The sequence below is a fragment of the Fodinisporobacter ferrooxydans genome, from assembly GCF_022818495.1.
GTDB lineage: Bacteria > Bacillota > Bacilli > Tumebacillales > MYW30-H2 > Fodinisporobacter > Fodinisporobacter ferrooxydans.
In genome coordinates this window covers 308,567-333,903 of sequence record NZ_CP089291.1, presented here as the reverse complement: position 1 = coordinate 333,903, position 25,337 = coordinate 308,567, and the positions used below count along the sequence as shown (strand labels likewise).

24 protein-coding genes are annotated in these 25,337 nt (G+C 42.9%); 11 read left to right on the top strand and 13 right to left on the bottom strand.

Translation table 11 applies throughout. The features are described from left to right. The first annotated feature begins 200 nt into the window (after window positions 1-200). The 3 genes from budA (at window position 201) to LSG31_RS01790 (ending at window position 4,651) form a co-directional block, all read left to right on the top strand. Entirely contained in the window at window positions 201-1,061 is an 861-nt protein-coding gene (gene budA, locus LSG31_RS01800; RefSeq protein ID WP_347437731.1) for an acetolactate decarboxylase, read from the top strand. An 18-nt stretch (window positions 1,062-1,079) separates the two neighbouring features. Further along, entirely contained in the window at window positions 1,080-1,526 is a 447-nt protein-coding gene (locus LSG31_RS01795) for a DUF2269 family protein (RefSeq protein WP_347437730.1), read from the top strand. 137 nt (window positions 1,527-1,663) lie between these two features. Continuing rightward, window positions 1,664-4,651 (top strand): S-layer homology domain-containing protein, encoded by a 2,988-nt coding sequence (locus LSG31_RS01790; RefSeq protein WP_347437729.1) that lies wholly within the window; start codon window positions 1,664-1,666, stop codon window positions 4,649-4,651. Window positions 4,652-4,987: 336 nt separating this feature from the next. Here LSG31_RS01790 and LSG31_RS23220 read toward each other — a convergent pair whose 3' ends face one another. The 4 genes from LSG31_RS23220 to LSG31_RS01775 all read right to left on the bottom strand — a co-directional run bounded on the left by LSG31_RS23220 (window position 4,988) and on the right by LSG31_RS01775 (window position 8,078). Continuing rightward, window positions 4,988-5,221, bottom strand: a complete 234-nt coding sequence (locus tag LSG31_RS23220) for a DUF5348 domain-containing protein (protein WP_430734216.1) — start codon at window positions 5,219-5,221, stop codon at window positions 4,988-4,990. 73 nt (window positions 5,222-5,294) lie between these two features. After that, window positions 5,295-6,104 carry an ExeA family protein gene (locus tag LSG31_RS01785; protein WP_347435624.1) on the bottom strand — a complete coding sequence of 270 codons (810 nt, stop codon included), beginning with the start codon at window positions 6,102-6,104 and terminating at the stop codon, window positions 5,295-5,297. After that, window positions 6,101-7,366 (bottom strand): DDE-type integrase/transposase/recombinase, encoded by a 1,266-nt coding sequence (locus LSG31_RS01780; RefSeq protein WP_347435625.1) that lies wholly within the window; start codon window positions 7,364-7,366, stop codon window positions 6,101-6,103. Before LSG31_RS01780 ends, LSG31_RS01785 begins: the two co-directional genes overlap by 4 nt. 145 nt (window positions 7,367-7,511) lie before the next feature. After that, a complete protein-coding gene (locus tag LSG31_RS01775; RefSeq protein ID WP_347435626.1) occupies window positions 7,512-8,078 on the bottom strand; it encodes a DUF6431 domain-containing protein in 567 nt (188 codons plus the stop codon). Window positions 8,079-8,684: 606 nt separating this feature from the next. On the opposite strand from LSG31_RS01775, the gene LSG31_RS01770 reads away from it, so the two are divergent. The 3 genes from LSG31_RS01770 to LSG31_RS01760 all read left to right on the top strand — a co-directional run bounded on the left by LSG31_RS01770 (window position 8,685) and on the right by LSG31_RS01760 (window position 11,435). Further along, entirely contained in the window at window positions 8,685-9,137 is a 453-nt protein-coding gene (locus LSG31_RS01770) for a reverse transcriptase family protein (protein ID WP_347437728.1), read from the top strand. Window positions 9,138-9,467: 330 nt separating this feature from the next. Continuing rightward, window positions 9,468-10,976, top strand: a complete 1,509-nt coding sequence (locus LSG31_RS01765) for a transposase (RefSeq protein ID WP_347437727.1) — start codon at window positions 9,468-9,470, stop codon at window positions 10,974-10,976. Between the two features lie 3 nt (window positions 10,977-10,979). Further along, a complete protein-coding gene (locus tag LSG31_RS01760) occupies window positions 10,980-11,435 on the top strand; it encodes a Sir2 family NAD-dependent protein deacetylase (RefSeq protein WP_347437726.1) in 456 nt (151 codons plus the stop codon). A gap of 703 nt (window positions 11,436-12,138) precedes the next feature. On the opposite strand, the gene LSG31_RS01755 is transcribed toward LSG31_RS01760, so the two are convergent. From LSG31_RS01755 to LSG31_RS01725, 7 genes are all read right to left on the bottom strand, one after another. Next, window positions 12,139-12,477 (bottom strand): hypothetical protein, encoded by a 339-nt coding sequence (locus LSG31_RS01755; protein WP_347437725.1) that lies wholly within the window; start codon window positions 12,475-12,477, stop codon window positions 12,139-12,141. 37 nt (window positions 12,478-12,514) lie between these two features. Continuing rightward, on the bottom strand, window positions 12,515-13,456 hold the full coding sequence (locus LSG31_RS01750) for a transposase (protein ID WP_347437724.1): 942 nt from the start codon (window positions 13,454-13,456) through the stop codon (window positions 12,515-12,517). 195 nt (window positions 13,457-13,651) lie between these two features. Further along, window positions 13,652-14,821: a DGQHR domain-containing protein gene (locus LSG31_RS01745; RefSeq protein ID WP_347437723.1), complete on the bottom strand. Its 1,170-nt coding sequence runs from the start codon at window positions 14,819-14,821 to the stop codon at window positions 13,652-13,654. 122 nt (window positions 14,822-14,943) lie between these two features. Further along, entirely contained in the window at window positions 14,944-15,168 is a 225-nt protein-coding gene (locus tag LSG31_RS01740; RefSeq protein WP_347437722.1) for a hypothetical protein, read from the bottom strand. After that, window positions 15,169-15,831, bottom strand: a complete 663-nt coding sequence (locus LSG31_RS01735) for a helix-turn-helix domain-containing protein (protein ID WP_347437721.1) — start codon at window positions 15,829-15,831, stop codon at window positions 15,169-15,171. It lies immediately after the preceding gene. 9 nt (window positions 15,832-15,840) lie between these two features. Continuing rightward, window positions 15,841-16,413 (bottom strand): ImmA/IrrE family metallo-endopeptidase, encoded by a 573-nt coding sequence (locus tag LSG31_RS01730; protein ID WP_347437720.1) that lies wholly within the window; start codon window positions 16,411-16,413, stop codon window positions 15,841-15,843. Between the two features lie 164 nt (window positions 16,414-16,577). Next, window positions 16,578-17,009: a helix-turn-helix domain-containing protein gene (locus LSG31_RS01725; protein WP_347437719.1), complete on the bottom strand. Its 432-nt coding sequence runs from the start codon at window positions 17,007-17,009 to the stop codon at window positions 16,578-16,580. A gap of 146 nt (window positions 17,010-17,155) precedes the next feature. On the opposite strand from LSG31_RS01725, the gene LSG31_RS01720 reads away from it, so the two are divergent. Genes LSG31_RS01720 through LSG31_RS01710 form a run of 3 tightly spaced genes read left to right on the top strand, consistent with a single transcriptional unit; the run spans window position 17,156 to window position 18,276 of the window. Beyond that, the gene (locus tag LSG31_RS01720) at window positions 17,156-17,413 is read left to right on the top strand and encodes a helix-turn-helix transcriptional regulator (protein WP_347437718.1); all 258 of its coding nucleotides are present in this window, start codon (window positions 17,156-17,158) and stop codon (window positions 17,411-17,413) included. Further along, complete coding sequence (locus tag LSG31_RS01715; protein ID WP_347437717.1) at window positions 17,403-17,618, top strand: hypothetical protein; 216 nt, start codon at window positions 17,403-17,405, stop codon at window positions 17,616-17,618. Before LSG31_RS01720 ends, LSG31_RS01715 begins: the two co-directional genes overlap by 11 nt. A 34-nt stretch (window positions 17,619-17,652) precedes the next feature. Further along, window positions 17,653-18,276 (top strand): hypothetical protein, encoded by a 624-nt coding sequence (locus LSG31_RS01710; protein ID WP_347437716.1) that lies wholly within the window; start codon window positions 17,653-17,655, stop codon window positions 18,274-18,276. A gap of 347 nt (window positions 18,277-18,623) precedes the next feature. Here LSG31_RS01710 and LSG31_RS01705 read toward each other — a convergent pair. Continuing rightward, window positions 18,624-19,812, bottom strand: a protein-coding gene (locus tag LSG31_RS01705) for an IS3 family transposase (protein WP_430734232.1) whose coding sequence is annotated in 2 segments (ribosomal slippage) — window positions 18,624-19,542 and window positions 19,541-19,812 — 1,191 coding nt in all. Because the reading frame shifts where the segments join, the coding sequence is not laid out codon by codon here. Between the two features lie 549 nt (window positions 19,813-20,361). Here LSG31_RS01705 and araA point away from each other — a divergent pair. Further along, window positions 20,362-21,861, top strand: coding sequence for an L-arabinose isomerase (araA, locus tag LSG31_RS01700; protein ID WP_347437714.1), 1,500 nt, complete (start codon window positions 20,362-20,364; stop codon window positions 21,859-21,861). 181 nt (window positions 21,862-22,042) lie between these two features. Here the strand turns inward: araA and LSG31_RS01695 are convergent, their stop codons facing one another. Then, complete coding sequence (locus tag LSG31_RS01695; protein WP_347437713.1) at window positions 22,043-23,158, bottom strand: GntR family transcriptional regulator; 1,116 nt, start codon at window positions 23,156-23,158, stop codon at window positions 22,043-22,045. A gap of 462 nt (window positions 23,159-23,620) precedes the next feature. On the opposite strand from LSG31_RS01695, the gene LSG31_RS01690 reads away from it, so the two are divergent. Beyond that, the gene (locus LSG31_RS01690) at window positions 23,621-25,282 is read left to right on the top strand and encodes a xylulokinase (RefSeq protein ID WP_430734231.1); all 1,662 of its coding nucleotides are present in this window, start codon (window positions 23,621-23,623) and stop codon (window positions 25,280-25,282) included. Window positions 25,283-25,337 lie beyond the last annotated feature (55 nt).

Sequence of the window (25,337 nt, the reverse complement as noted above, 5' to 3'; positions counted from 1 at the left end):
ATTCTAATGAATATTATTAAAGTTTTAAAGAAAAATAGGGAATTTTCCTAATATTATTTTATACATTTCAATATTATAATTTTTTTCGCCTTAGTATTTCTTTCGGCAATCGTTTTTAGGAAAGTAGTAAGTTTCTTTCAAGGTAGTTTTCTAAAATTAGAGATTTTGTAATTGGTTTATTTCAATGAGGGGGATTTAGCGTGAAAAAGCAAGTAAACACAATTCTTTCTGCATTTGCCGTAGCTTCCTTAACGTTTGCGATTACGGGATGCGGAAGTACAAATAGTACTTCCGCTGCAAATTCGCAAGCTGCACAAGGAGACACTGCTTCTGCAAACCAGTTGGCGCCGAAAGATCTGTTGTATCAATACTCCACCATTAACGGCTTGATTGTTGGCGTGGATGACGGAGATATGACACTTGGAGAACTGAGAAAGTATGGCAGTATGGGACTGGGTACCATCAATGCGCTGGATGGTGAAATGATAGAAATGGACGGGAAATTCTATCAAATCGACAGCGCGGGTAAGCTGCATGTATTGGATGATGCAACGAAAACACCATTTGCTGTTGTCACAAACTTTTCGCCGACGAATACGACCACAATTTCAAATGTTAAAAATTTCAGTGATTTGGCGGCTAAACTGCAATCCCATTTTACAAAGAAAAACGATTTTTATGCTGTGAAAATTACCGGTACGTTCAATTATGTAAAAGCGCGGACCGTTCCCAAGCAGCAAAAGCCATATCCGCCGCTTACAGTTGCAACAAGCCATCAATCTGAATTTGAGTTCAAGAATGTGAAAGGGACCCTCTTTGGCTTCTACACGCCCAAGTTTGCAAGCGGGATCAATGTGCCGGGGTGGCATCTGCATTTTATTACAGATGATAAAACAAGCGGCGGGCATGTGCTGGATCTTCATTTTGATTCGGCAAATGCACAGTTTGCAGAGCTTACCCAATTCCAAGTGAGTCTGCCGCAAAATAAAGATTTCCAAAACGTAAACCTGGCAGGTGATACAAGCAAGGACATAACAAAGGCGGAAAGCAATCACAAATAAATTAGGAGTCTGGATCACATGCACAGTTTATTGGTATTCATCCACATTGTAGCTGCAGTTATGGGTTTGGGCGCTGCCTTTGGATTCCCAATCGTGGCCAAGAGCGCGAAAACCGCGTCTCAAGCAAGGTATACGTTGGAACTTCTAAAAAAACTGGAGCTTCTTCCGAAAGCAGGGAGCCTCACGCTTCTTGTCACAGGGATTATTCTCGGCATCATGACCCCATCTTTATTTACAAAAGGGTGGTACATCGCATCTCTTGTCTTATATTTTGCCGCCCAGGTAATTGTGATCGGATTACTGCCGAGGAAAATGAAAGAACAGGCTGACATTCTCGCCCAACATACCGGCGAAGGCATTCCGGACTCATATATTGCTATCGGGAAGCAGGCGGGAAAGCTGGAAAGAATTACGCACTTGCTAGCCTTTCTGTTGATTTTGCTAATGTATTTTAAGCCGTTCTGAGCCAGCTCACCCAATGATCAAAAATAAAAGCAGTAAACTACTATTTTTCTGTTGTAATCGGATAAGGGTAATACGAGGAGTTTTCCATCAATATTTGCTTGTTTTCACCAACCAATAAAAAGAAAGGAGAATTGGATTTGAAGTGTGATAAACATAGAAGGTTGAGCAAATTTTTCTTTTCTTTATTGTTAGCGGTAATTTCACTCTTCAACGGTATCCCTTATAGTATGGCAGCAACAGGGAATTGGCAGAGCAGTACAAGTATTCAGCTAACTTCTCTATATGGTGATGCGTATGGAAACGGAACATTTGTTGCGGTTGGAAGCGGGATTTTATACAAGAATAGCAGTGGATGGGTAGGTGCAGATGTTTACAATTATAATTGGGAATTAAATGGAAGCTTTGAAGCGGTTACATTTGGGGGAGGGCAATTTGTCGCTGTCGGTGATCATGGAATGATCTACAGTTCGACAGATGGGAAAACATGGAAATCACAAACGGTTAGTGATTCTACCTATATTTCGCCTAATAATCTATCAAATAGTACCTTAACTGGTATAGCTTATAGTGACAAAACGAATATGTTTGTAGCTGTTGGGACCGGAGATGTTAGCGGCTCGATTATCTTGACATCAACAGATGGGTCGGACTGGCGTTCGCAAAACGCACCGGATCTGGCAAATTTGCAATTGAAAAATGTTGCATATGGAAACGGGGAATTTGTAGCGCTTGATGGATATTATAGCGGTGCAATCTTAACGTCCGCTGATGGATCAAATTGGACTGAGACGTATTCAGGTAATACAAATTTGAACACAAACGGTGACCAAATAACATTTGGAAATAACAAATTTGTTGTACTTGAACACTATATTGATTCAAGTACATGGAAGAAGGTATATTTGTTAATCGTTTCAAATGATAATGGGCAAACATGGTCCTCTCCTCAAGTGGTCTCGGCTTTTGGCGGCATGACGGATTTAAGCGGAAACAATGACTTTACATATGCCAACGGTTTATTTGTTTTAGTTTCCAGGCGAGACGATGAGATATTTACTTCATCTGATTTAGTAAATTGGACAGGTCAGCCGGTCATGGGTGGACCCGATGTAAGCAATATACTTTTAGAAGGCGTCACATACGGCAATGGGGAGTTTGTAGCAACAGGCATACTTATCAACAATGAGTTTAATACTCCATCACTGTTCTTGACGGCTTTTAGCCCGACTGTCACGCTGCAAAGTTCACGGAATCCGTCATATCCGGATCAATCTGTTGCATTTACGGCGTCCGTTCCGGTTCCTGGAGATTCTGCGCTCGGACAGCCAACCGGAACGGTAACATTTACGAATGGAGCGACTGCACTTGGGACAGCAAATCTGGATGCGTCGTCGGGGCAAGCGAGTATTACCGTATCCGGTCTCTCGCTTGGCAATCATTCGATCACGGCAGAGTATAGTGGAGACTTCAACTATTTCAATAGTACTTCGGCTCCTATCGTACAAACGGTGAATGCGCGGCCAACACTTACAGGTATCACGTTAGATACAGATTCCTATACGCTTTCTGTAGAAAATACGCATCAAACGGTAGTCACAGCCGTATATTCGGATTCCAGTAAATTTGCCGTAAATTCAGGTGTTACATTTAGCGTAAGTGATCCAAGTATAGTTTCCGTTGATGCCAATGGACTCGTTACGGCAAAAGCGGCGGGGCAAACCGTGGTAACGGCTGCTTACCAAGACCAGTCGGCGCAGGCAACTGTAACGGTTACAGCAGCAAATAGTGGAAGCCATAGCAGCAGTTCAGGCGGAGGTGGCGGATCATCCGGCAGCCCAATCAGCGGCAATCTCGGGGGCGGCGGTACACAGAAAAATCCTTTTACAGCGTTGATAGGAGACAATAAACTGGCAGCGACTTTGACGGATGTCAATGGCAACCCTGTAAATGTGCCGGAAATTTCGATCGACTCACAAGGGAACTTCTCCATCAATACTAATTTGCAACCTGGACAATATACGATGAATGTCCATGTGGTCTCTCCTTCCGGACAAGAGTTGGCAGGTACCACAGCGCAGTTAACGGTCAACGGCAATCGGCAGGTGGATGTGCATACGGCGTCGATCGACCCGTATGGTATTGTGAAGGATGCTGCTACGAATCAACCATTGGATGGCGTAAATGTACAACTGTATTGGGCAGATACACAGCTAAACAGGGATAACGGGCGTACACCCGGCACTGTTGTGGATTTGCCAGAGTTGCCGAATTTTGCGCCAAACCAGAATCATAATCCACAGGTAACTAAAAATGGTGGTCAATATGGTTGGGTTGTATACCCAAAGGGTGACTATTATATCCTTGCTCAAAAAGATGGCTATGAAACATATGACAGCCGCAAAGACACGAGAAGCCTGGCCTTTGGTGATACCAGTTATCTGAAAGACGGAATTCTGCATGTAGGGGAAACTGTGATTCACTACGATTTCAGTATGATCCCGCTAGCAATTCAAACGCACCAAGCCTATATGTTTGGATACCCGGATGGCACATTTGGACCGGATCGTTCCATTACGAGAGCGGAAATGGCAGCAATGCTTGCGAGAATTCTTCAATATACCAATTCAGCAGCAACTGTTACTAATTCGTATTCAGATGTACCTGCTGCACATTGGGCAGCCAAATCAATCGCTGCTATGACGGCACACGGGATGATGAGTGGTTATCCAGATGGATCGTTCCATCCAGATGCACCGATCACCCGTGCGGAGATGGCAAGTCTCATCCAGCGGGTAAAAAAATTGACTCCGAGTCAGGCAGCGGCATTTACGGATACAGCAACGAATTGGGCGCAAGCTGCGATTGGAGCAGTCGAACAGGCAGGGATTATCCAAGGATACCCGGATGGAAGTTTCCATCCAGAGCAGAATTTGTCTCGTGCCGAAGCTGTGACAATGATCAATAAAATGCTTGGACGCGGTCCTTTAGAGGATGTAAAAACTCCTACATGGCCGGATGTACCGACAACCTATTGGGGATTCGGCGAGATTGAAGAAGCTTCCATCAATCATTCGTACACCAGATTGCCGGATGGCAACGAACAATATTGTGAATTTGCACAATAAATCGGCTTAGGATTTGCAAATTATTTAGGTCCCATATCGAAAGATTTTAGGCCCCTTTTTCAGAATAAATTAGCCAATGATTAAAAAATTTGCACGCTTTCGCGGTCTTCTGGCGAGTATTTCATTCCACTATTATCCAATCCATCCTACTTCAACTACACTTTATCCCAATTCCGCTCTTGTTCAAATCGTTCATTCCCTATATACTCGTCTAATACGTGATCAAGTTTGCTTTTTTCCTAACGCGCTATCGCTTGTTGCACCCAGTAGAAAGGCAATAGCATTTAGCTATTGCCTTTCTACTGGGTCTAAGAAGTAATCACTTGTCACTCTTTGTTAATCGACTTTCACTTCGTATTTCTGTTTTGGATGTAAATAAAATCGAGTTTCCCGAAGGTATAACAGCCATTCACAGCCAAGTTCTATTCTACAAGGGATATACTCATAGCCTACCTTAATCTCGAAACAATCGCCGCAGTGAAGGTCGTAAGAATGGTCTATCTTTTGGATTTGCCAGCGTTCCTTGGCAGGACAATAGACGAGGATTCCTGGTTTTTGGGTTCGGGTCATCATGATTCTTTCCTTTCCTGAGAATATTTGGGGATCAGGGTTGTCCCCTTTGACTCGTTCTAAGCCATCCAAGCTATCTCAATGCCAGACCGCACTCCGGGGCGATGATCCGGATGACTTCGGCATCGATCTGTTCTTTTTTGTTTTGGCTGCCATATAATAGGGCGTGCATAGCCAATAAATTAATCAGGCGTGGATATCCATTGGAACAGGCACTAACAGCTTCTATTGCGTCTTCCGTGAAAATCGGATATTTCGCCCCGGCATAGGCAAGGTGATGCTCCATATATCCCTTGACCTCTTCCTTATCCAGCGGCTCGACCTGATGTCGAACCAAAAGCCGCTGGGATAAGGATCTATGTGGGTTTAACGACAGACGGTCCCGTAAGTAAGGCCAGCCGCATATAAGAAGGACAAAAGGATTCTGGGTATCCATGTGAAAATTAAAGAGCAGGCTCAAATCTTGTAAAAAGACATCTTTGGCCATTTGCATCTCGTCAAGGATGAAAACCGGCGTAATCTTTTGTTCGTAGAACAAACGGCTAATCGCCTGTTGGATTTGGCGAAACAGATCCACTTTCCGACTTTGTGGCTGTTCTCCTAGGCCGAAGGCCAATCCACGGTAAAAGTCAGTTACTGTTCCTGTAGACAACGGGAAATAGATGACCTTGTAGAGCGATTGGCCCAAGCCTTCGGCAAATGCACCCAAGGCGTAGGTTTTACCGGCTCCCGGGTCGCCGACAACAAGTGCCATGCCGCGAACCTGCTTCATGTAGGTTAAACATCCCATTGCTTCTTGAAAGGAACGGGAAGTATAGGGCGACATACCTTTGGTTTCCTTGGCAAAAGGGATTTTGGAAAGGGAATAGAATGCCATGATCATTCCCTATCTTCTCCTTTCCTGTCCATCCCTTGCATATCAGCGAAGGAGATGGCGGGTCGTTTTCGTTTTACATGAGCATTATCATGAAAATTCACTTCAGAAGCGCGAGCGACTGGTTTCCCGTCCTCATAGATATGCACGCCTTGTTCATCGTAACGAATCTCGATCTTTTGACCTATAAATCGCTCGGGAACTTCATACAGCTGGTTATTGAGCGAAAACGTTCCGTCATGTTTGACAGTTCGATTCTCCCGTTTAAGAAAGATAGGATCTAATTTGGCAGGGTCGTCGACCATCCGTACTTGATCAATCTGGGACAAGTACACTTCGAGCGGCATTTTTCCATTGAGAGAAGAATGTGGCTTGCGATGGTAGTCTTCCTCCAACCACTTCCAAAACCGTTCATTCAGTTCTTCCAATGAAGAAGCCGGTTTTGCTTTTAACAGCGAATAGAAACGCGTCTTAATCGTTCCGAACAGGCGTTCTATTTTCCCTTTGCTAGCGGCATCATAGGGCTGCGTGTGCAGGAGGTGTATGCCTAATTCTGCACAAGCCAAATGCAGCGTATCGGAACGAAAGATCTTGCCGTTGTCGGTATACAGCATCTTGGGAATGCCTCTGCGAAGCAAAGCTTCTTTCAAGACTGTGCGTAGCCCGTCAAATTTCTCGGATGGGACAAATTGCGCAAATGTGCATAGGCGAGAGCAATCATCGATCACCGCAATTAAATACGTCTTGATTTTTTTGTCGCCTGTACGAAGATATGGCCCATCTGACAGGTCGGTTTGCCAGAGCATATTGACCGTATCATGAGAAAACCGTTTTCGTTCGGGCGAACGCACTATCCCCTTCCCCAGCAATCCCTCCTTTTTCAGTAAGCGATAGATAGAGGTATAAGATACATCCTGCGGTAAAATCTCTCCTTGTTGCACCAATTGGTCATAAAACACCGTCACTGGCATTCCTTGATTTTCTTTACGCAGGGATACCAAGTGCAGCTGTAATTCACCGGATAACGATCGGGATTGTCCTCGATCCGAACGTGCCTGGGGCTTTAACGCGTCAAAACCATTACGGCGATATTGCCTTAGCCAAGCTAAGATTGTCTTGGGTGTAAATTCTTTGGAACCATAGTAAGGGACTTCGTGGGTTTTGGCAGACACCTCAGCCAAATATGTGGCGCGATCCACCTGTTCATTGAGCAAGGGAGCGATGATCCCATAGCGAAAAAGGGCCACGCGTTCCCGGTTTTGTTCATCCATTGGTTAAGTAGCCTCCCATTGTCTAAATTGGAAAGAACTGGCGCGCTTTCTCGTTCTTCCTTTTCGAAGGCTAGCCGGCTAACCATTACGATGCATTATAAAACCCGTACACGGTCCCTGACGAGGAAAAAGGTATGTGGAAACATTATTCTGTTTTGGCCACGGGTGATCCGTGATAAAATGAATGTGCCATAAAGCTGCTAATGTAATGATTGTGCCACTTTCGAATGAAGGTGACTCTGGGGAGAGTTTCAATCATATTCAGAAGCATTATGGCTTTTTCTATGGGATCTTCTGGGAAGATCTGTTTGTTCCCCTCAAGACGAAAGAACATCTCGATGATTTTGCTTTTGGCCATCAACCGTTTCCGGTAAAAACAAACTAACTGGCGGCTAAATAGCAGTACACAATAAGCCCAGAATAGTTGTAAGGTCTGCAAGATGGAAGAGAGCGTGTTCTGAAAGTAGGGAAGCAGAAAATCCGGAAGAATAGCGAATGTTTTGTTACATTTGGGATTCGGACATTTGTAACGGCAAATGGGAATCCGATATTCTGCATCGGTCTCGATCGCGTAGCGGTTATAAAAACCATGGCGTTTTAACTTCTGTTGGGACTTACAAATCGGGCAAGATTCAATCACAGGGAAATTATTGGCCCTGCCGAGCTGAAAATAACAGGGAAGATCAACTGGAAAATGATGGGTAATAATCACTCGAAACACCGCCCTTATAATTTGCAAAAAGTTTAGCAAATTGAGGCGGCATTAAAATAGCGGTAATCTGTTCCAATGTGCAAATGAGCACTTGTTTCCTGCGGAAACAAAGTGCTCATTCACAACAATATACAGGCAGTGCAGGAAAGTAATCAATAGAAATAGGCGTGACCGGCAAATGTGCGGTTGCGCCCTTTTTATGTGCGCCACGCATGGCGATTAACTAGGTGGTGAAAGTCCACTATGGGGGCTTGTAGTTGCCAACCATTAGCCAAGAGCAAGGGTGTCCACCGCGAGGTGGAATCTGAAGGAAGCTGGAGGCAAAATTCCGACCTAAGGAACACGAACATCATCAGGCATATGGTATTGGATGAGTTTGCATAACAAAACCAAGTCCTATTAACTACACGGACATACCAGTGTAAATGATGTGGGTACATGGAATGAAAATGAATCGTCTTACCGTGGGAGATCTCATGGACGTGAGGAGATAAAATTTTGAGTCACGGTTGAAACAAGATTTACCATGAGAAGTCAGCAGATACCATAGTACCCGAGGAAGTCGACATCATCGGGGAAGGGTTGAACCTAAGGAGGTGGTAGTCAATGAATGTTACCAAAACAGGAGCGAAGTGCAGCCAACTTCCAGCAGACGACAGTCGTAAGGAAGGCTCACTGCAAAAGAATAGTGCGGAACACGAAGGATATGCGGGAGTGCACAGTTCTGAAAGGATAACTGAAAACAACATCACCGGCGCAGACATGTCGAAAAAGAAACTGCTTGAGAAAATCGTGGATAAAAACAACATGAACTATGCGTACAAGAGAGTTAAATCCAACAAAGGGGCGCACGGAGTCGATGGGATGAAAGTAGATGAGCTTCTGCAATATCTCAAAGAAAACGGAAGCCAACTCAGGCAGTCCATTCTGGACGGTAAATACCGTCCTAATCCCGTTCGAAGGGTAGAAATACCAAAAGAAGAGGGGAAGAAGAGAAAACTAGGAATACCGAAGGTTTATTCATACTGCACACTCCTCAAATATGTTTTGGATTTGTAGTGAAAAAAAGAATTAGGCTATGTAAATCTTATGTTTTTGAGCGTTTTGAAATATGGCCTGAATGGGAAACCCAATCCGACAGAGTCCTCTTAGTGTGTTCATCAAGTTTAATTTTCCATGGCCATCCTGGTGCTGTTTTGGTTGCCTTTAATAAACCTTCATGACCTATGCAGTTCATGTAATTAATTGGTTATCATCATAGGACACCGAATAGTCTGAAATATTTCAAAAAATATCATAAAAACTACTTGACTTTTAGAAAATGCCACAATAATCGCGAAGGATACCTTTAATTACCGGGTATATCTTTAGATTATAGGTGGGCTTTTCATGTCAGCATTACAAAAACCAAGATTTAAAGAACTCAATCATGGAGAATGTGCAGGAGCACCCATTCTCAAAAGCCTTTGGGATCGCTTTGATTTATCTCTTTTGCTTACTCAATCGGGTATCATGAAACGCAGTGGAGCTCCGTCATGGTTCATTTGCTTTCTCTATGTCGTTGGTCTTGTTTCGAATTGTTCTTCTGTTTTTCAGATAGCTGAGTTGGTCGATAAGGACGCATTACTCAAGGCGATGTTTCAGCCTTGGAAAATAGCTCAATACACGTTAAGCCGCTTTTTCACGAATGGGTTTGCATGGGTGACATTCGCAAAGAAACGTGTCGAGCGGTTGCAGCATGATCCTTTGACCCGACTCACCGATGGGGATGTGGTCAATCTCGATGATACTCACAGTGCGCATCCCTATGCCAAGCAACTTCCGTTTCTCAGTTGGCTCTTTGACCACTCAATGAAAGTCCATGTATGGGCGACAAATCTCGTGGCTCTTCAGGCGGTTCTGAAAAGCGGATTGGAGTATCCATTGTTTTACCGTATCTGGCATAAGCCAGAAGTAAAAGGTGAAGGTATTACCAAACTGGATCTTGCCAGGCAAATGTTATTGATGCTACGTGAATCCGTCACTTGCCATTTGTGGGTAGCAATGGATCGGTGGTACTTGTGTAAAAAATTTTTTACATTTCTTGAAGAAAACAATTTTGATTGGGTGACTAAAGCAAAACGTAACACAACTTTATTCCGCAAAGTTATCGAACCTGGTACCCGTAGGGAACGCTTCGTGCCGCTGACTCCAATCATGCTCATCCGTGAGGTGTTTAAAGACTTAACTCGAAAGGCGACATCCGGGTTGGTCTCTATTTCCGTTCCGGGGATTTACATGAAGCGTCCTTATACTGCTGTGAATCGCAAAGGTAAGCAAGTGACGAAACATAGATATGTTCCAATCGCCGCTGTAGTCGCCATGCGGTTAAAGGAGGATGAACAACTCAATTCGGCTGATGTAGACACCGAAGGTGAGGAGTCACCTGCCACTTATAAAGGTGCATATTTACTTATAAGTAACCGCCACGATGCCCCAAAAGAAGCGTTACAAACATATGTAAAACGCTGGAGGATCGAGGTTTTCTTTCGTACAGCCAAGCAAGAACTGGCTTTCGAGAAGTGCCATTCTGAATCGCAAGCGCACCATCATGCTCATTTCGAATTATTATTCACTGCCGAGACCTTGTTAGCTGTTGCACTTTTTGAATTGAACAAAGAAAAAACGAGCGATGATGAAGGCTACACCCACGGCGAAATGGTTCGCGGCCTCTTCCACACTCGTTGTCAGGTTCGCGTGAATAACCACAGAGGTATTCAGCGAATCTCTATTGATTGTGACACACAAGTGCAGCAATTTGCAAGACTCATTGAATTATTTTGGCCAGAGCATTACTTAATGCTTCTTTGGGCTACGCCCAAACCAGATATTTACCAGTTATTGTCTCGAACTGCATAAGTCATGATTCAAGGAATCATTACCCAAAATGTGGATGGCTTTCATCAGAGGGCAGGTAGTAAGAAGGTCTATGAACTACATGGTTCCATCAACCAGCTAGCTTGTCTTTCATGTAATAGGAAGTATCCAAGTAAAAAGTATCTTGAAGAAGACGGATCCTTTTGCGAATGTGGAGGGTTTCTACGGCCAACAGTCGTTTTATTTGGAGAGGAACTTCCAAAAGAAGCAGTACAACATGCCGATGGAGAAGTAGAAAAAGCTGATTTATTTATCGTACTTGGATCTTCTTTACAAGTATCTCCAGCAAACTACTATCCGATAAAAGCCAAGAAAAATCGGGTAAAATTAGTGATCGTAAATATAGAACCTACAGAGATGGATGGATATGCCGATTTAGTTATAAATAATCGGAAAATAGGAGATGTATTACAAGAAGTAAATAAAGAATTAGTAGGATAATGCCAGCAGCCATATCCGGTGGCAGTAAAAACTAACACTTTAGGAAAATCTTTTGGCGGTACATAATGAGGAGAATATGCGACAATAGACAAATGGAATAAATTTGTTGGCGGAGGGTTAGGCATAAAAATAGCCTTAGGGAGACTGCCATCTCCCAAAGGCTTGATCAATAAAATCAACATGATTATCATAATGAATCTATCTAAGTCGGTCAAGTCGTATCTTCGGTATTTCCAGCATGTACCTCCAAACTTAAAATTAACATGTCCTAGCTGTAGTAAGAAAAGTCTGAAATCGACAGTAGCTGGCTCTACTCAAATAGAAGGGCATAGCAAACAAACCATCAAACGATAACTTTGTGGAAAAATACAGGGAATTAGAATGGTTAAGTTGCAACCCCCATAATACGATAATCATGAGCTTTTGCCAGTAAAATTGCTTGTTCTACCGTGACTTCACGGTTTACTGGAAGAACATCGGATTTTTTATTCAAATCAGCGTTATAGAGTCTGTTCAAAAAGGCATTAGCATTCTGCTGTAGTTAACAAATAAGCTCTATTTAGATTTCCTAAAATGAAAAATTCAGGAAATCAGTGCCGATGGGCACTAGACTTTCTCAATCTTATAAAGGGTTACCCTGTTTTTGGGCATACGTATCCCGTTGTTGGCATCGCCTTTTTAAAAATTATCTTGTAAGAGTGTGCTACGCAGCTATTTGCAGCGATAGCTGCTCTACTTGAAACTCTTGTAATTTTTTGATCATTTCTACATGATTCGGAGGCAGAACGGTTGCTCGTACGTGTTGAATCATCCGTTCAATCAATCGAAACGCATCCCGCAGAATGAACCATTTTTCGACGCGTTTGGTTTCACGAACTGGTACCTTCTTGTGTTTCATAACGGATGTCAGCTGATTCGATTCCTGAGCAAACGCGAGTTCAACCTGTTTGCGAAAATTCAGCATATGCTCTTGCAACATGCTACCCTGCGGTACAGGGCCATAGAAGAAAGGATTTTCCGTGAAGGAATAGCCGAACTGCATCGCACAGAGACCTTGCAACGGGCAGGCGGAGCATTTGTTATCGTCTCCACGGAACCAAGCGGTGTAGGTATCTGTATCGAACTCCATCAAACACAAGAGCGTGACCTTCCTGGCATTCCGGCTTACCTTCAGAGGAGCAGTGTTCAGGAATGACAGTATTCTTTTTGATTTCTGTTACAACTGCTACATCATGCTTCAGCAGCGCTTCTTGCTGATCGTCTGCATCAAAATAGCCTAAGTCGGTCACCAAATACTCGACCTTCAATCCTTCGACTTTCTTCATCATTTCGATAAGTGGAAGCATGACTTTGACATCCGCTGTATCATTGGGCAGAATGATAGAAAATAATACAATTGGCCCTTTCGGGCTTGGGCAGACGATCGAATGCTTGCGATAACCAATGAAAAACTTGTTCTGGTTGGCTTTTGTTCGTTGTACACCGCAGGTTGCATCCGGATCGGAATATGTCTTCTCGCACGTACATGTACTCTGGTCGGGGCAGTCACAGCGTTTTTTCTTGTACCCGTTGACGTTGGCCCAAATCGGTCTTGAATCGATACCTGTCAGCATCGGCTGTAGGAAGTCTTTGAGTTTCAAGGCTTGCGCAATCAGGTCAAACAAGATGGCATAAAACAATTCTACACTGACTTTGGTACGAAAATGGCTTAGACTGCTGTGAACCGGTACTTTTTCCGTGCTAGGTACACCGATAAAGTTTCGCCAAGCCTGATTTTTTGGGTCTTTTAGTTGCCGCTCCAGTTCGCGGAATGAGGAAATCTCCGGACGTGTAAAGTACAAGTAGTGCATCCGGAAGCAGACTCTAGGATCAATTGGAGGTCGTCCGCCATCCTTATACAGCGGAGCGATCTTCTCTAGCACAATCGAATCATCTACATGATCGATGTAATCGATCAGTTCCGCATCAAAGCCGAGTGTGTTATAGTAGTGGTAGGGTAGCAGTTCAAGCTGCAAATCCATGAAAATGCACCTCGCAAATAGATAATTTTGGTTGTGTCGTTACTTCCATTTTACCATTTTTCGCATAGGTGTATTTTTATTTTTTATCCAATTTTCAGGGCTTTTTGAACAGGCTCTTAAAGAACATGAAACAAACCTCCTTTGATTTATAAGGCAATTTCGAGCGGCGATCTGTCGTAGATCGCCGCTGCTTTTTTATATGGAAGAACCCGTGAGAAGCTTGTTTTGAAGCTGCTTAATGGTAAGTTCATCTGCTTCATCGGATAATTCGGCGGCCATTTCGCCAGCGATCAGCATTGCAGCTTGATTGCCTGACATCCCAGTAATGGCGCGGTCACCAGTAGCTTCTTTGCTCCAGTCAAACCGACCATACGCCTGCTGCAGATACTTCTCGAAGTCCTGGACACCCACTTTATTGCGTGGGATGCACCTGTCGATAATCGTCCCGCCAAGAATCGAAAGGCTTAAAACCCCAATATTCTTCAGAATCAGATGGTCCTTATGTTTGGTCCATTCATTCTGGAACACATTCTTGACCGCATGCCAATACATGTTAATTAGCCGATACTGCGCATACGGGTCCGTGAAATCATGGATGTACTGGCTTTTTGTCAGTAGCTTTTTTACGCCTGTTTGCAGGCTGATAAGGTTTACGATGCGATTAAGCCCCTGAGTTCGCGATCCCTTCTTCGATCCGCCCAGATGGATAAGGCCGTACCACGGGGAATCCTTGTCACTTGCAAGCTTATTGGCAATCCAACGTTCCAAATGGTCCTTTATTTCCTTCTGTTCGTCCGTTAATTTGCTCTGCATGATTGCAAGATGGGATGAGTTAAGGCCTTTTTGATTAGCATTAATGTCGACGAATAAGGAGCGTTCTTTTTCGCGGTCCAATCCGATATGAATTTGGAAAGGTACATGGGTTAAAATCGGCTGCCTGCGGTCATCCCCTGCCGCATAAAACAATCTGTGGTTTCCATCTATACGGCTTACCGCAACCCCAGAGCCCAGTTTGGTTAAATCAAACCGCAGACGAACTATCTCTAGTGTAGGGTCTTCCACTGAAATTTCGATTTTTTCCAACTCCAATACCTTTTTGTTTCTAATGTTCAAAACGACTTCGGGAAATGCTCTCGGGTGGCTGGGGTCGGCACCTTTTTGCACGTATTCATAAGCATCGCTTGCGTGTTTTGGGGAAAGATCCCGCTGCAGCCCTTCAGGGTTGGATACCTGGTCGAAGATGTCGGCCTGCGATATCATTGCCAGGTGGGCCAACGGCGCATGCCCACGAAAACAAACCGTATCCAGATTACGTGACTTAAAGCCAATCATCTCGATTTGCGAAATACCTTCCAATTTTGCCATTTACCTCATCCTCCTTTTTGTTGTGAAACCACACGTTGCACTTCTGATCGTTCAACTTGAACTCTCAACTTTGATACCTGATGTTTAAAATGTATGACCACGGAACTACTTTATTACAATTTTTACAAACTGCTTGTACATAAGGTAATCATAAGAAAAACCGGGCGAAAAACCACGCCCAGTCCTTTTAGTTTAGTGGAGATCCAATATTTTGTACTCAATTCTTCAAGTTTTAAGGCTATGCTTTCCAAGAATTCTTCAAGTCCTTTGAATAAGACACCTATATATTTCCAATACCAAAAAATTGTTGGTCTAGTTTTAACTTTCGACTCATTTAAAAGTCCCATTCACTCATCCTCCACGATCATCCCCACACAAATAGCAATAATCACAACCTCATCCGGCCACAAAACCAGATCCTGCCCATCATCAATACTCTTCAACACAACCTGCTCACAATCCTCTGCTTGATATAACACCCCAAGAATAGCCTCTTCTTCATACACCGTGGCGACAATCTGTCCGTCATGTTCAGGCCAGCGTTTACATGCCCATAACAATCGATTTCCGGGATGGATCTCTTTTTCCGAAGGAAGAGTTAACGTAAAATCTGCAATTGTGATAAATTGTGCTTCTCCTTTCATTCCGGGTGCGATCCATTCTTCATCGCATTGATTCTCTTCTGTTAATATCTGCTCATTTGCAAAAAATCGTCTGTAGACGGGCAAAGCCACCGGAGCTTGGTCACCTTGAAGATCATAACCCAAAGCATCGTTTGTCTCACCATTGCCATATTCAACGACCTGCTCTCCAACAAAGTAAGCTAACGGGACATCAAAAGCTTTGCAGATCTTTACAACATCATTCAGATTGGTCAATTGTCCAGACTCAGTGCACTCTCGCAACCACAACTTATCAATGCCAGCAAGTTGAACAAGGTCTTCAAACGAGATTTTCCGTTCATCCATCAACTCTTGCAATCTTTCGGCGATATGCGTCCCTAACTTCATCGTACCACCTCACAGCTTGATCATCTTGTAAATTTTTGACTCTCCATGAAGATTACTCAGCTCATACTTGACGCCTTGTTCACCGGCTTCTATTGTCCGTGTTTGATAGATTCCCCGTTCTTCAGCAACCGCCATTGCTTTTGATTGTGGTTTTGGATAACTATCAAACTGCACTCTCTGCCATTGCTCCTGGTCCAACTCAAAACGTAATTTCACAAATTCCGGTGTCACTTCAAATCGTTCCGCTAATTCTTCAAACATATCGGGTTCATCACCATTGATCATCACATTCTTCAACCAGGCACGCGGCATCAGCAAATACGCAGACATTCGAACTGCCATACGCTCATGTTTTCGAATCTCCATTTGAGATTGCAGAAGTTGGTTCCCAATGGGAAGGAAACAATGACAAATCTCTTCCGCCAATTGCTGCCGCCTCTCTTTGACTGAGAGCCGGTTGTCGATAATGATTAAATATCGCTCACTAAAATTCATCATGCAGCTGTTTTCCGGCCGATACCTGACTTTCAATTGATAATGGCGAGCCAGCCGCCTTAAGTTGAATTCGCTCCATTGATTCATTCCGCACTCTTCTCTGATTCTGTTCGCCTTTTCTTCCAGCCAATGTATAGGTAATTGACTTAGGATATGCTGCCACAACGCACTTCACGCACCTTTATACGAACATACGTTCTGTTTTGAGTATAAAATAAATTCCCCGTATTGACTACCGGGGAAATTGGGTCTTATTCCTCGTCACTTTCATCCTCTGGTTCATCGACTAAGTTCTTGTACACTTTCCACATGCGCAAAAATTCCTTTTTCTTCTCCTGTGGTGCAGACAAGAACTCATTAAACGCAACCGCAAATTTGGTGTTCTTTCTCATTTCCTCTAGCATCAAAGACTCCTCTAATGTAAGCTCCGAACTATCCTCGAGGAGATCCTGCTGCCTTTGTAACTGACGAACCGGGGTTGGATCCTCCGTCATTTCCATCAGATAATCGATCGATACATCGTATGTTTTCGCGATATGAGCCAGCATTTGCGGATCAGGCTTTCGTCTGTCTCGTTCATACTGAGATAACGTCTCGTTTTTGATGTTGATCCTGTCTGCTGCCTCTGTTTGATTCCAGTTTTTCTTGATTCGAACGATCTTTAGCCGTTCTCCGAGTGACATAGTCTCACCATCCGCCAATTTGTTAAGTCTAGTATAGCACAAATAAACAAAACGTAAAATATTAGTCATTTCGTTATTAACGTATTGACCTGATTGAATTCATCGCCCTATAATAAACTTACTTTCCATGAGAGAAGGGTGATCGATTGATCCATCAAGAATTGCGTTACGTTCGTGAAAGACGCGAGAGTTTAGGACTTACCCAGGAACAAATTGCCACAAAATTAAGGCTTTCTTCAGCTGGCTATCACAATATCGAAAGCGGCAAACGCGGTCTTTCACTCAAACGCGCCATACAAATTTCAGCTGCACTTGAATCATCACTTGAACATCTGTTCCCAGATTTACTTCAGCAGGACAAGCTATCTCCTAACGAAAAGGAGGCGATTCAAAATGAAAAGTGAACAAATTGACAAACTGCGTAAAAAAGAAGCTCTTTACAAACAACAGATCCAGGAGTTGTATCCGGCTCATGATCTAAAAGCGCTGGGAGCTGTCCGATATTATCAGGAACAGCTCAAAGAAGTTCAACTGCAGTTGGGTTGGCATCTGGCAAAAGAACATGACCAAAAATCACTAAAACGGGTAAACACCTGGTGCTCGGATTAGCTCTTAGTAAAAATCTGATGACAGGAGGGATCGAGTGCATTTCCACTCCTTGATATCAGTGGGTGAAGATCTTTTCTTACACCGTTTGAAGATTGGGCCTGCGATCTGGGAACTTTTATGGTGTGCAAGTCATGCGACAACAGAGACACAGGATGACACCGGAATTGTCTGGGGACTCGTACATGGTGGCAGACCCATTAAATATCAGGAAATCGCTCTGGTGCTTCAATCCAGTCAGGATACGATAAAACGCAATCTGAATCGGCTTCATGATCTATCCTACATTCGAATGACGCGTGCCCCATACGGCCAGATCATTCGAGTGACGAATCGAGTTTATGCCAAAATGAATAGCAGCAATCATGCCCTATCTCATTCACAAAGAGCAGGCAAATCTGCCGGATCTCTCACTAACAGAGAAGGCAAAAATGAACAGTCAAACAACGAGAGACAGGGAAATTCTGCCCTATCTGATGAGCAGAGAACACACAATTCTGCACAGTCATCGGGCAAAAATGTCCTATCTAATCATGATAGTGATAAAGATAAAAAAGATGTAAAAGATGATGATGAAAAAACATCATCTCTCTCACAGATTGAAACGTATTTTTGCAACAAAACCGGCGCTGCGTTTCTTCCTAGCGGTGATTATGAGTGAATTCGGCAGATGCTTGCTGACGGAATCGCAACTGTTGTGATTCTTGAAGGGATTGATATCGCCTTCACACGCTACCAACCGCGCTTTCAGGGAGACCGCGTAAGATCGATCAAGTATTGTGAGCCAATTATTCGACGAATCCATCAGGAAAAGCAAGATTCTATCCAAGGAGGGACACCGTATGATGGCCCCATTTGTCAAGACAACAATTTTTAATCTCTAAGCTATAGTCCAGTTTTCCCTGTTCCTATCCTCTTTTTAGGAGGAGTGGGAGGGGTGAATGGCCGTAGGCCAGAGGGGAGGAGCGAAGCGGCTTCCCCTGTTCGTTTTCTTTCATCCCTTTGTTGCTAAGCAATCTCCTTTCCTGAATATGTATTTTGCCGAGAAGAAGTAGGAATCGGATCCTCAGGTTTCATGCCATCCAGGTAAATCCCAGCAGGCGTGTGATAGTTGAGCGATTGGTGTGGCCGTTCGTGATTGTACTTGTATACGAATTTTCTGATTGATTCCCGCGCCTCCCGTGGTGTGGCGTATTCTTTTGTGTATACTTCCTGGTACTTGAGCGTTCGCCAAAATCTTTCAATAAAGATATTATCCACAGCTCGATTCTTTCCGTCCATGCTAATTCGGACGCTAGCTTGCTTGAGTATATCCGTGTACTGTGGACTGGTGAAATGACTGCCTTGGTCGCTGTTCCAAATCTCTGGCTTCGCATGCCCCAAAGCCGTCTGAGTGGCCTTCAGCACGAAGTCGATCTCCAGTGTCTGATCCAACTCCCAACTCACAATATAGCGGGAATACAAGTCAATCACGGCGACAAGATACATCCATCCACGCTTGAGGCGGATATAGGTGATGTCGATTGACCAGACATGATTGGGGTGACTGGCCTTAACGCCTCTAAGCAGATAGGGATAAATCTTGTGGGCCAGGTTCCGTTTACTCAGATTCGGACTAGGGCTCACACCGGCAATCCCCATTTCCCTCATGCAGCGTACGACACGCTTGCGGTTGATGGCCCAGCCCTCTCGCCGCAGGATCGCCGTAATGTAACGACTTCCTGAGACTGGCCGATCTGTGTATATCTCGTCGATGCGTCGCCGGAGACGGATCTCCTCGTCAGAGACGCTCACAGGGTTGTAGTAAAGGCTCGAACGATTCAGGCTGAGTAACTCTGCCTGCCTAGAAATAGAAAGTTTCTCACTATCGTGATCGACCATAGCAACTCTATCATCTCTAGTTCGGTTTGATGCCAGATTTTTTTTTAAGCCACTCAACCTCCGTGGTTAAGCGACCGATTTTCGCATAGAGTTCAGACGTTTCTTTTTCATGCTCCTTCTTGAGGGTGGCGTTCTTCTTGCCTTCGTCCTCAAACAGGCTTGACATATTCTCTACGGCAGTGTTCTTCCAACGGTGGAGCATCGTGACGTGCACACCGTATTCAGATGAAATCTGAGCGATAGTTTTTTCTTCTTTGAGTAGTTCCAAGACGACTTCTGCTTTGAATGATGCCGAATAATGTTTTCTCATACTCATATTGTAGCTTAATCGGTCCCTTCTGAGTTGTTTAGTTTCTGGGGACCACTATATAAGTTCCATTCGAAATTATCTCCTTTACTAGTTGATAATCTCAGTATGCTCAACTTCCAATCCTGCTAGACAGTGAGGAAGCCTAAAAATCAATGACTATTCTAAATAATTTTTTAAAATAATCTCCTTTAACTCAGCTCCCTTGCCAGCAACTACTATCTTAATTGGAATACATTGGGCGTGCTTAATATGGGGGTGATGTACTCACGTACCCCTATTGGCTTTGATGAAGGAAATTGAAAGATAAATGGAAAACCACTGAAAATTGGTTATTCCTGGAGGAAGTTGGGGTAGAATAAAAAACTTGAAATAACCGTTTGCTCAGGGTACAATAAAAACACATTGTGTTGTACGTACAAATTATACGTTTATACATCTTGAAAACGGTTAAATGTAAATATTTCTAGCTAAATTCTGTGTTTATTTTGGTAACATTTTTTATGTGCGTACAAATTTTTTCTCTTTTTTACGAACAACATTTAAGGAGGAACCATTATGAGAGATTTTAAATCCTATACGTTCTGGTTTGTTACCGGCAGTCAGCATCTATACGGGCCAGAAACACTGAAAGAAGTAGAAAATCATTCAATAAAAATTGCGGAGGGATTGGATCGTGCTTCCAATATTCCATTTAAATTGATTTTTAAGTCCGTGCTAACAACACCTGATGCAATTCGTAGATTGTGTATCGAGGCGAATGCAGATGATACATGTGCGGGAATTATCACATGGATGCATACATTTTCTCCAGCAAAAATGTGGATTACCGGCCTGTCTGAACTGCGTAAGCCTCTGCTGCACTTGCACACGCAGTTTAACCGTGATATTCCTTGGGACAGCATTGATATGGATTTCATGAATTTGAATCAATCCGCACACGGTGACCGGGAATATGGGTTTATTGGCGCACGTCTGGGGATTGCAAGAAAAGTGGTTGTAGGGTATTGGGAGGACGTTGAAGTACGAGACCGAATCGGTGCTTGGATGCGCACGGCTATTGCCTTCACGGAAAGCCGTCATTTGAAAGTAGCGAGGTTTGGCGACAATATGCGCGAGGTAGCTGTAACCGAGGGGGACAAGGTAGCTGCGCAAATTCAATTCGGTTGGTCGGTAAGCGGATATGGAGTCGGTGATCTCGTACAAGTTATAAATGAAATATCAGAATCTGAGGTAAACAGGCTGCTGGATGAATATACAGAGCTTTATGATATTTCGTCAGAAACCCGCAACACCGCTTCCGTTTGGGAGTCAGTACGCGAACAAGCCCGGATCGAGCTTGGAATGAAAGCATTTTTAAAAGAAGGGAATTTTAGTGCTTTTACCACAACTTTTGAAGATTTGCATGGGATGAAGCAGCTGCCGGGTTTGGCCGTTCAACGGCTGATGGCAGAAGGTTACGGCTTCGGGGGTGAAGGCGACTGGAAAACAGGTGCGTTTGTCCGGGTTATGAAAATTCTTGCTGATAACGAAGGAACCTCTTTCATGGAGGATTATACGTATCACTTTGAAAAAGGGAATGAAATGGTGCTTGGGGCCCATATGCTGGAGGTTTGTCCAACAATTTCGGCTACTCGTCCAAGAATCAAAGTCCATCCATTATCTATTGGTGGCAAAGCAGACCCCGCACGTTTGGTTTTTGACGGCAGATCAGGTGCTGCTGTATGTGCGTCGGTAATTGATCTGGGCCATCGTTTCCGGTTGGTTGTCAATGAAGTCGATGCGGTTCAACCTGACCGTGATATGCCAAAGCTGCCGGTAGCTAGAGTTCTGTGGAAACCAGAGCCATCATTGCGTGATGCAGCTGAAGCATGGATTCTGGCTGGAGGTGCTCACCATACAGGCTTCTCCTACAACGTTACAGCTGAAAATTTAGTAGACTGGGCGGAAATGGCCGGAATCGAGTGTGTAGTGATCAACAAAGGAACATCACCTTTGACGTTCCGCAATGAACTCAGATGGAATGAAATATACTGGAGAAATCGTGAAATGAGATAGGAAATTCATATTTCATGGCAAAAAGGCTGTCTGCAATGCGACAGCCCTTTTGCCATGTTTTTTATAATATTTGGAAGAATACCTCAAACATGCACATAAAAAAACCACAAGAATTCGTATGCTTCCTTTACTGGCATCACACGTATCTTGAGGTTTTTGATTTTGGGAAGCGAAATTAAAGTCATTTATTTTTTGTCGTGTTTCTCACGATTAGCTCCGGTTCGAACGTATAATCCATACTGTGATTGGTAGTAATGTCCGCATTTTGGATAAGATGCAGTATGGTTTCAGCTGCTTTCATTCCCATTTCAAATTTGGGATGCGAGATCGTCGTGAGTTGAACATCGCTGATCGTGGCGAGTTTTGAATCATCAAAACCGACAATTGAGATATCGTCTGGAACACGAATTTCATAGTTTTTTAATTGTTGAATTAATTGGATTGCGATTTCATCGTTGTAGCATACAATTGCATCCGGACGTTGTTCGACAGGCTTTGTACAAATAAAATCAGCGTACTTTTTGGAAACCAGATCTTTTTGTTCGGTTGTATATAAAGAGATCAAATCAGAATAGAATGTAAGAGAATTTTCTTGCAATGCATTCAGAAAACCCTTTAGACGATATTTCCCCTGTAAATCATCCGATTTGAAGATCGCCCCGATCCGTCGATAGCCTAAGTTGATCAGATGGTTGGCGGCAAGCTTGCCTCCTCTTTCATCGTCCACTTTAATGGTAGTGCATCCAAGCTCTTCATAGGACGCGTGCAGCATAAGAAAAGGAATCCGCTTTCCCAGCAAAGATAAATAATATTCAAGGTTTGGGTTTGGATACGTACTTTTGGTTGGTTCAATAATCAAACCATCAACCTGTTTGTTCATTATGATTTCTAAAGCTTTTGCTTCTTGGGCAAAATCGTTATTTGTGCTTAATAAAAGAATCGAATACCCTTTTGGTGTCAAATAGGATTCTATTCCGCGAATAATTGAAGGGAAAATGTAATCCGAAATATATGTTGTAACAACACCGATCATATGGCTTTGGGACGAGTTTTCCGGTTGATGTCCAGGCAGGGTGGGGCAAAAAAATGTTCCTTTCCCTTGCTCTTTATACAACCATTTTTCATGAACCAACTCATGAATCGCTTGCCGAACTGTATGGCGGCTAATATTAAATTGTTGCGCCAATTCGTGTTCGGTAGGAATTTGTTGGCCAGGTTCCATCTTTCCCGAGATAACCCATGATTTAATTTGACTTATAAGTTGAATGTATTTTGGTACCTTGTTTTGTATGTTCACAATTTTCTCACCCTTTTAATCTGCATACAATCATAATTTACATTCCAAAATGGCAGTTTTATATAAATCTACAATCTATAATTGTTTTATAAACCCGAGAGCTTTGTATATCTAAAGCGGGATTTTAGTTGTAATAGGATAATTTTAAATGTGAAGCGATCTTTTATCTATAATCTTATATTTTTTAATGTGTACGTACAATATAATTCTAAACAATTTATTCCTGATTTGAACTTTTATATGTCTGCATGTGGTCCACGGATCAAACTTTTACGATGCCTTTGAACTAACACTACAAGTATAAGAGTCAAGGTTTCATGAATCATGTATTGACCATTATGATATTTGTACGTACAATAAAAGTTATAGAAATAATTATACGTATATATGTAATCTTTTTCATATAATTTTTCAAATGTAATTTTTAACTTATGTTCTTACGTGCAATTGAAATGTGATTTCATGCTGTACAAATACCGTTCAGTTTTCGAAAAACTTTTAGGGGGAATTATTACATTGGCTAATAAGCTGAATCTAATAAAAGCTGATATCGCTAACAGTCGAACAGCTTTAGGTATTGAGTTTGGTTCTACCCGTATCAAAGCAGTTTTGATTGATTCTGATCATTCACCAATAGCTTCTGGAAGCTATGAATGGGAGAATCGCTTGGAAGAGGGGATATGGACATATTCTCTTGATGATATTTGGCAAGGTCTTCAAATAAGTTATCAAGAGATGGCAGTTGAAGTGAAAGAAAAATATGGAGTAACCCTTCAAAAGATTGGCGCAATTGGATTTAGTGCGATGATGCACGGCTATATGGTGTTTAACAAAGATGGAGAGTTGTTGGTTCCATTTCGTACCTGGAGGAATTCGATCACTGAACAAGCGCGAAAAGAATTGACAGAACTTTTCAATTATAATATTCCGCAAAGATGGAGTATTGCTCATTTGTATCAAGCAATTCTAAATGAAGAAGAACATGTAGTAGATGTTACATTCTTCACCACACTAGCTGGCTATATCCACTGGAAGTTGACTGGAAAAAAGGTTTTAGGAATTGGAGATGCTTCCGGTATGTTTCCAATTGATGTGGAAACAAAGAATTATGATACAAGGATGATTCAAGCTTTTGATGATTTGATTGGTGAAAAGAATTATCCATGGAAATTAGAAGAGATTTTACCACAGGTGATGTTAGCTGGCGATGAAGCTGGGCAATTATCAGAAGAAGGAGCAAAGCTATTAGATGTGAGCGGGAACCTTCAAGCTGGCATTCCACTTTGTCCTCCAGAAGGCGACGCAGGAACTGGTATGGTCGCAACTAACAGTGTTGCTAAACGTACAGGAAATGTTTCAGCAGGAACTTCGGTGTTTGCTATGATTGTGCTGGAAAAAGAATTGAAAAAGGTTCATCCAGAAATCGACCTAGTCACCACGCCTTCTGGAAGTTTGGTTGGTATGGTTCATGCGAATAACTGTTCTTCTGATATCAATGCTTGGGTGAAGCTTTTCCGTGAGTTTTCAGAAGTTCTAGGTTGTAAAGTAAACATAGACAAAATCTTTGAAATCTTATTCAGTAAGGCTCTTGAAGGGGATAGGGATTGCGGAGGACTATTGTCTTATGGCTATTATTCTGGTGAGAATATCACAGGAATGAGAGAAGGCCGACCATTATTCGTACGTTCACCAGAAAGTAATTTCAATCTTGCAAACTTTATGCGCGTACATTTATTCTCAGCACTTGGAGCTCTAAAAATCGGAATAGATATTTTGTTAACTGAAGAAAATATTCAAATCGACAAAATATTGGGACATGGAGGTCTGTTTAAGACCAAAGGTGTTGGACAAAAGGTAATGGCCGCAGTTATGAGTGCGCCTGTATCTGTTATGGAAACTGCTGGTGAAGGAGGTGCATGGGGGATTGCTCTGCTTGCATCCTTTATGACAAATAGACAAGAAAATGAATCATTGGAAGAGTATCTTGACAAAAAAGTATTTGTTACCTATACCGGTGTGAAAGTAGATGCAGACGAAAAAGATGTTGAAGGCTTTGAAGTCTTTATCAAGCGTTATAAACAAGGACTTACAATCGAGCAAGCAGCTATTGATAGTTTAATTTAGAAGGAAGAAGACCAGCTTTGTTATAGCAGCTTAAAGAAGAAGTGTTTCAAGCCGG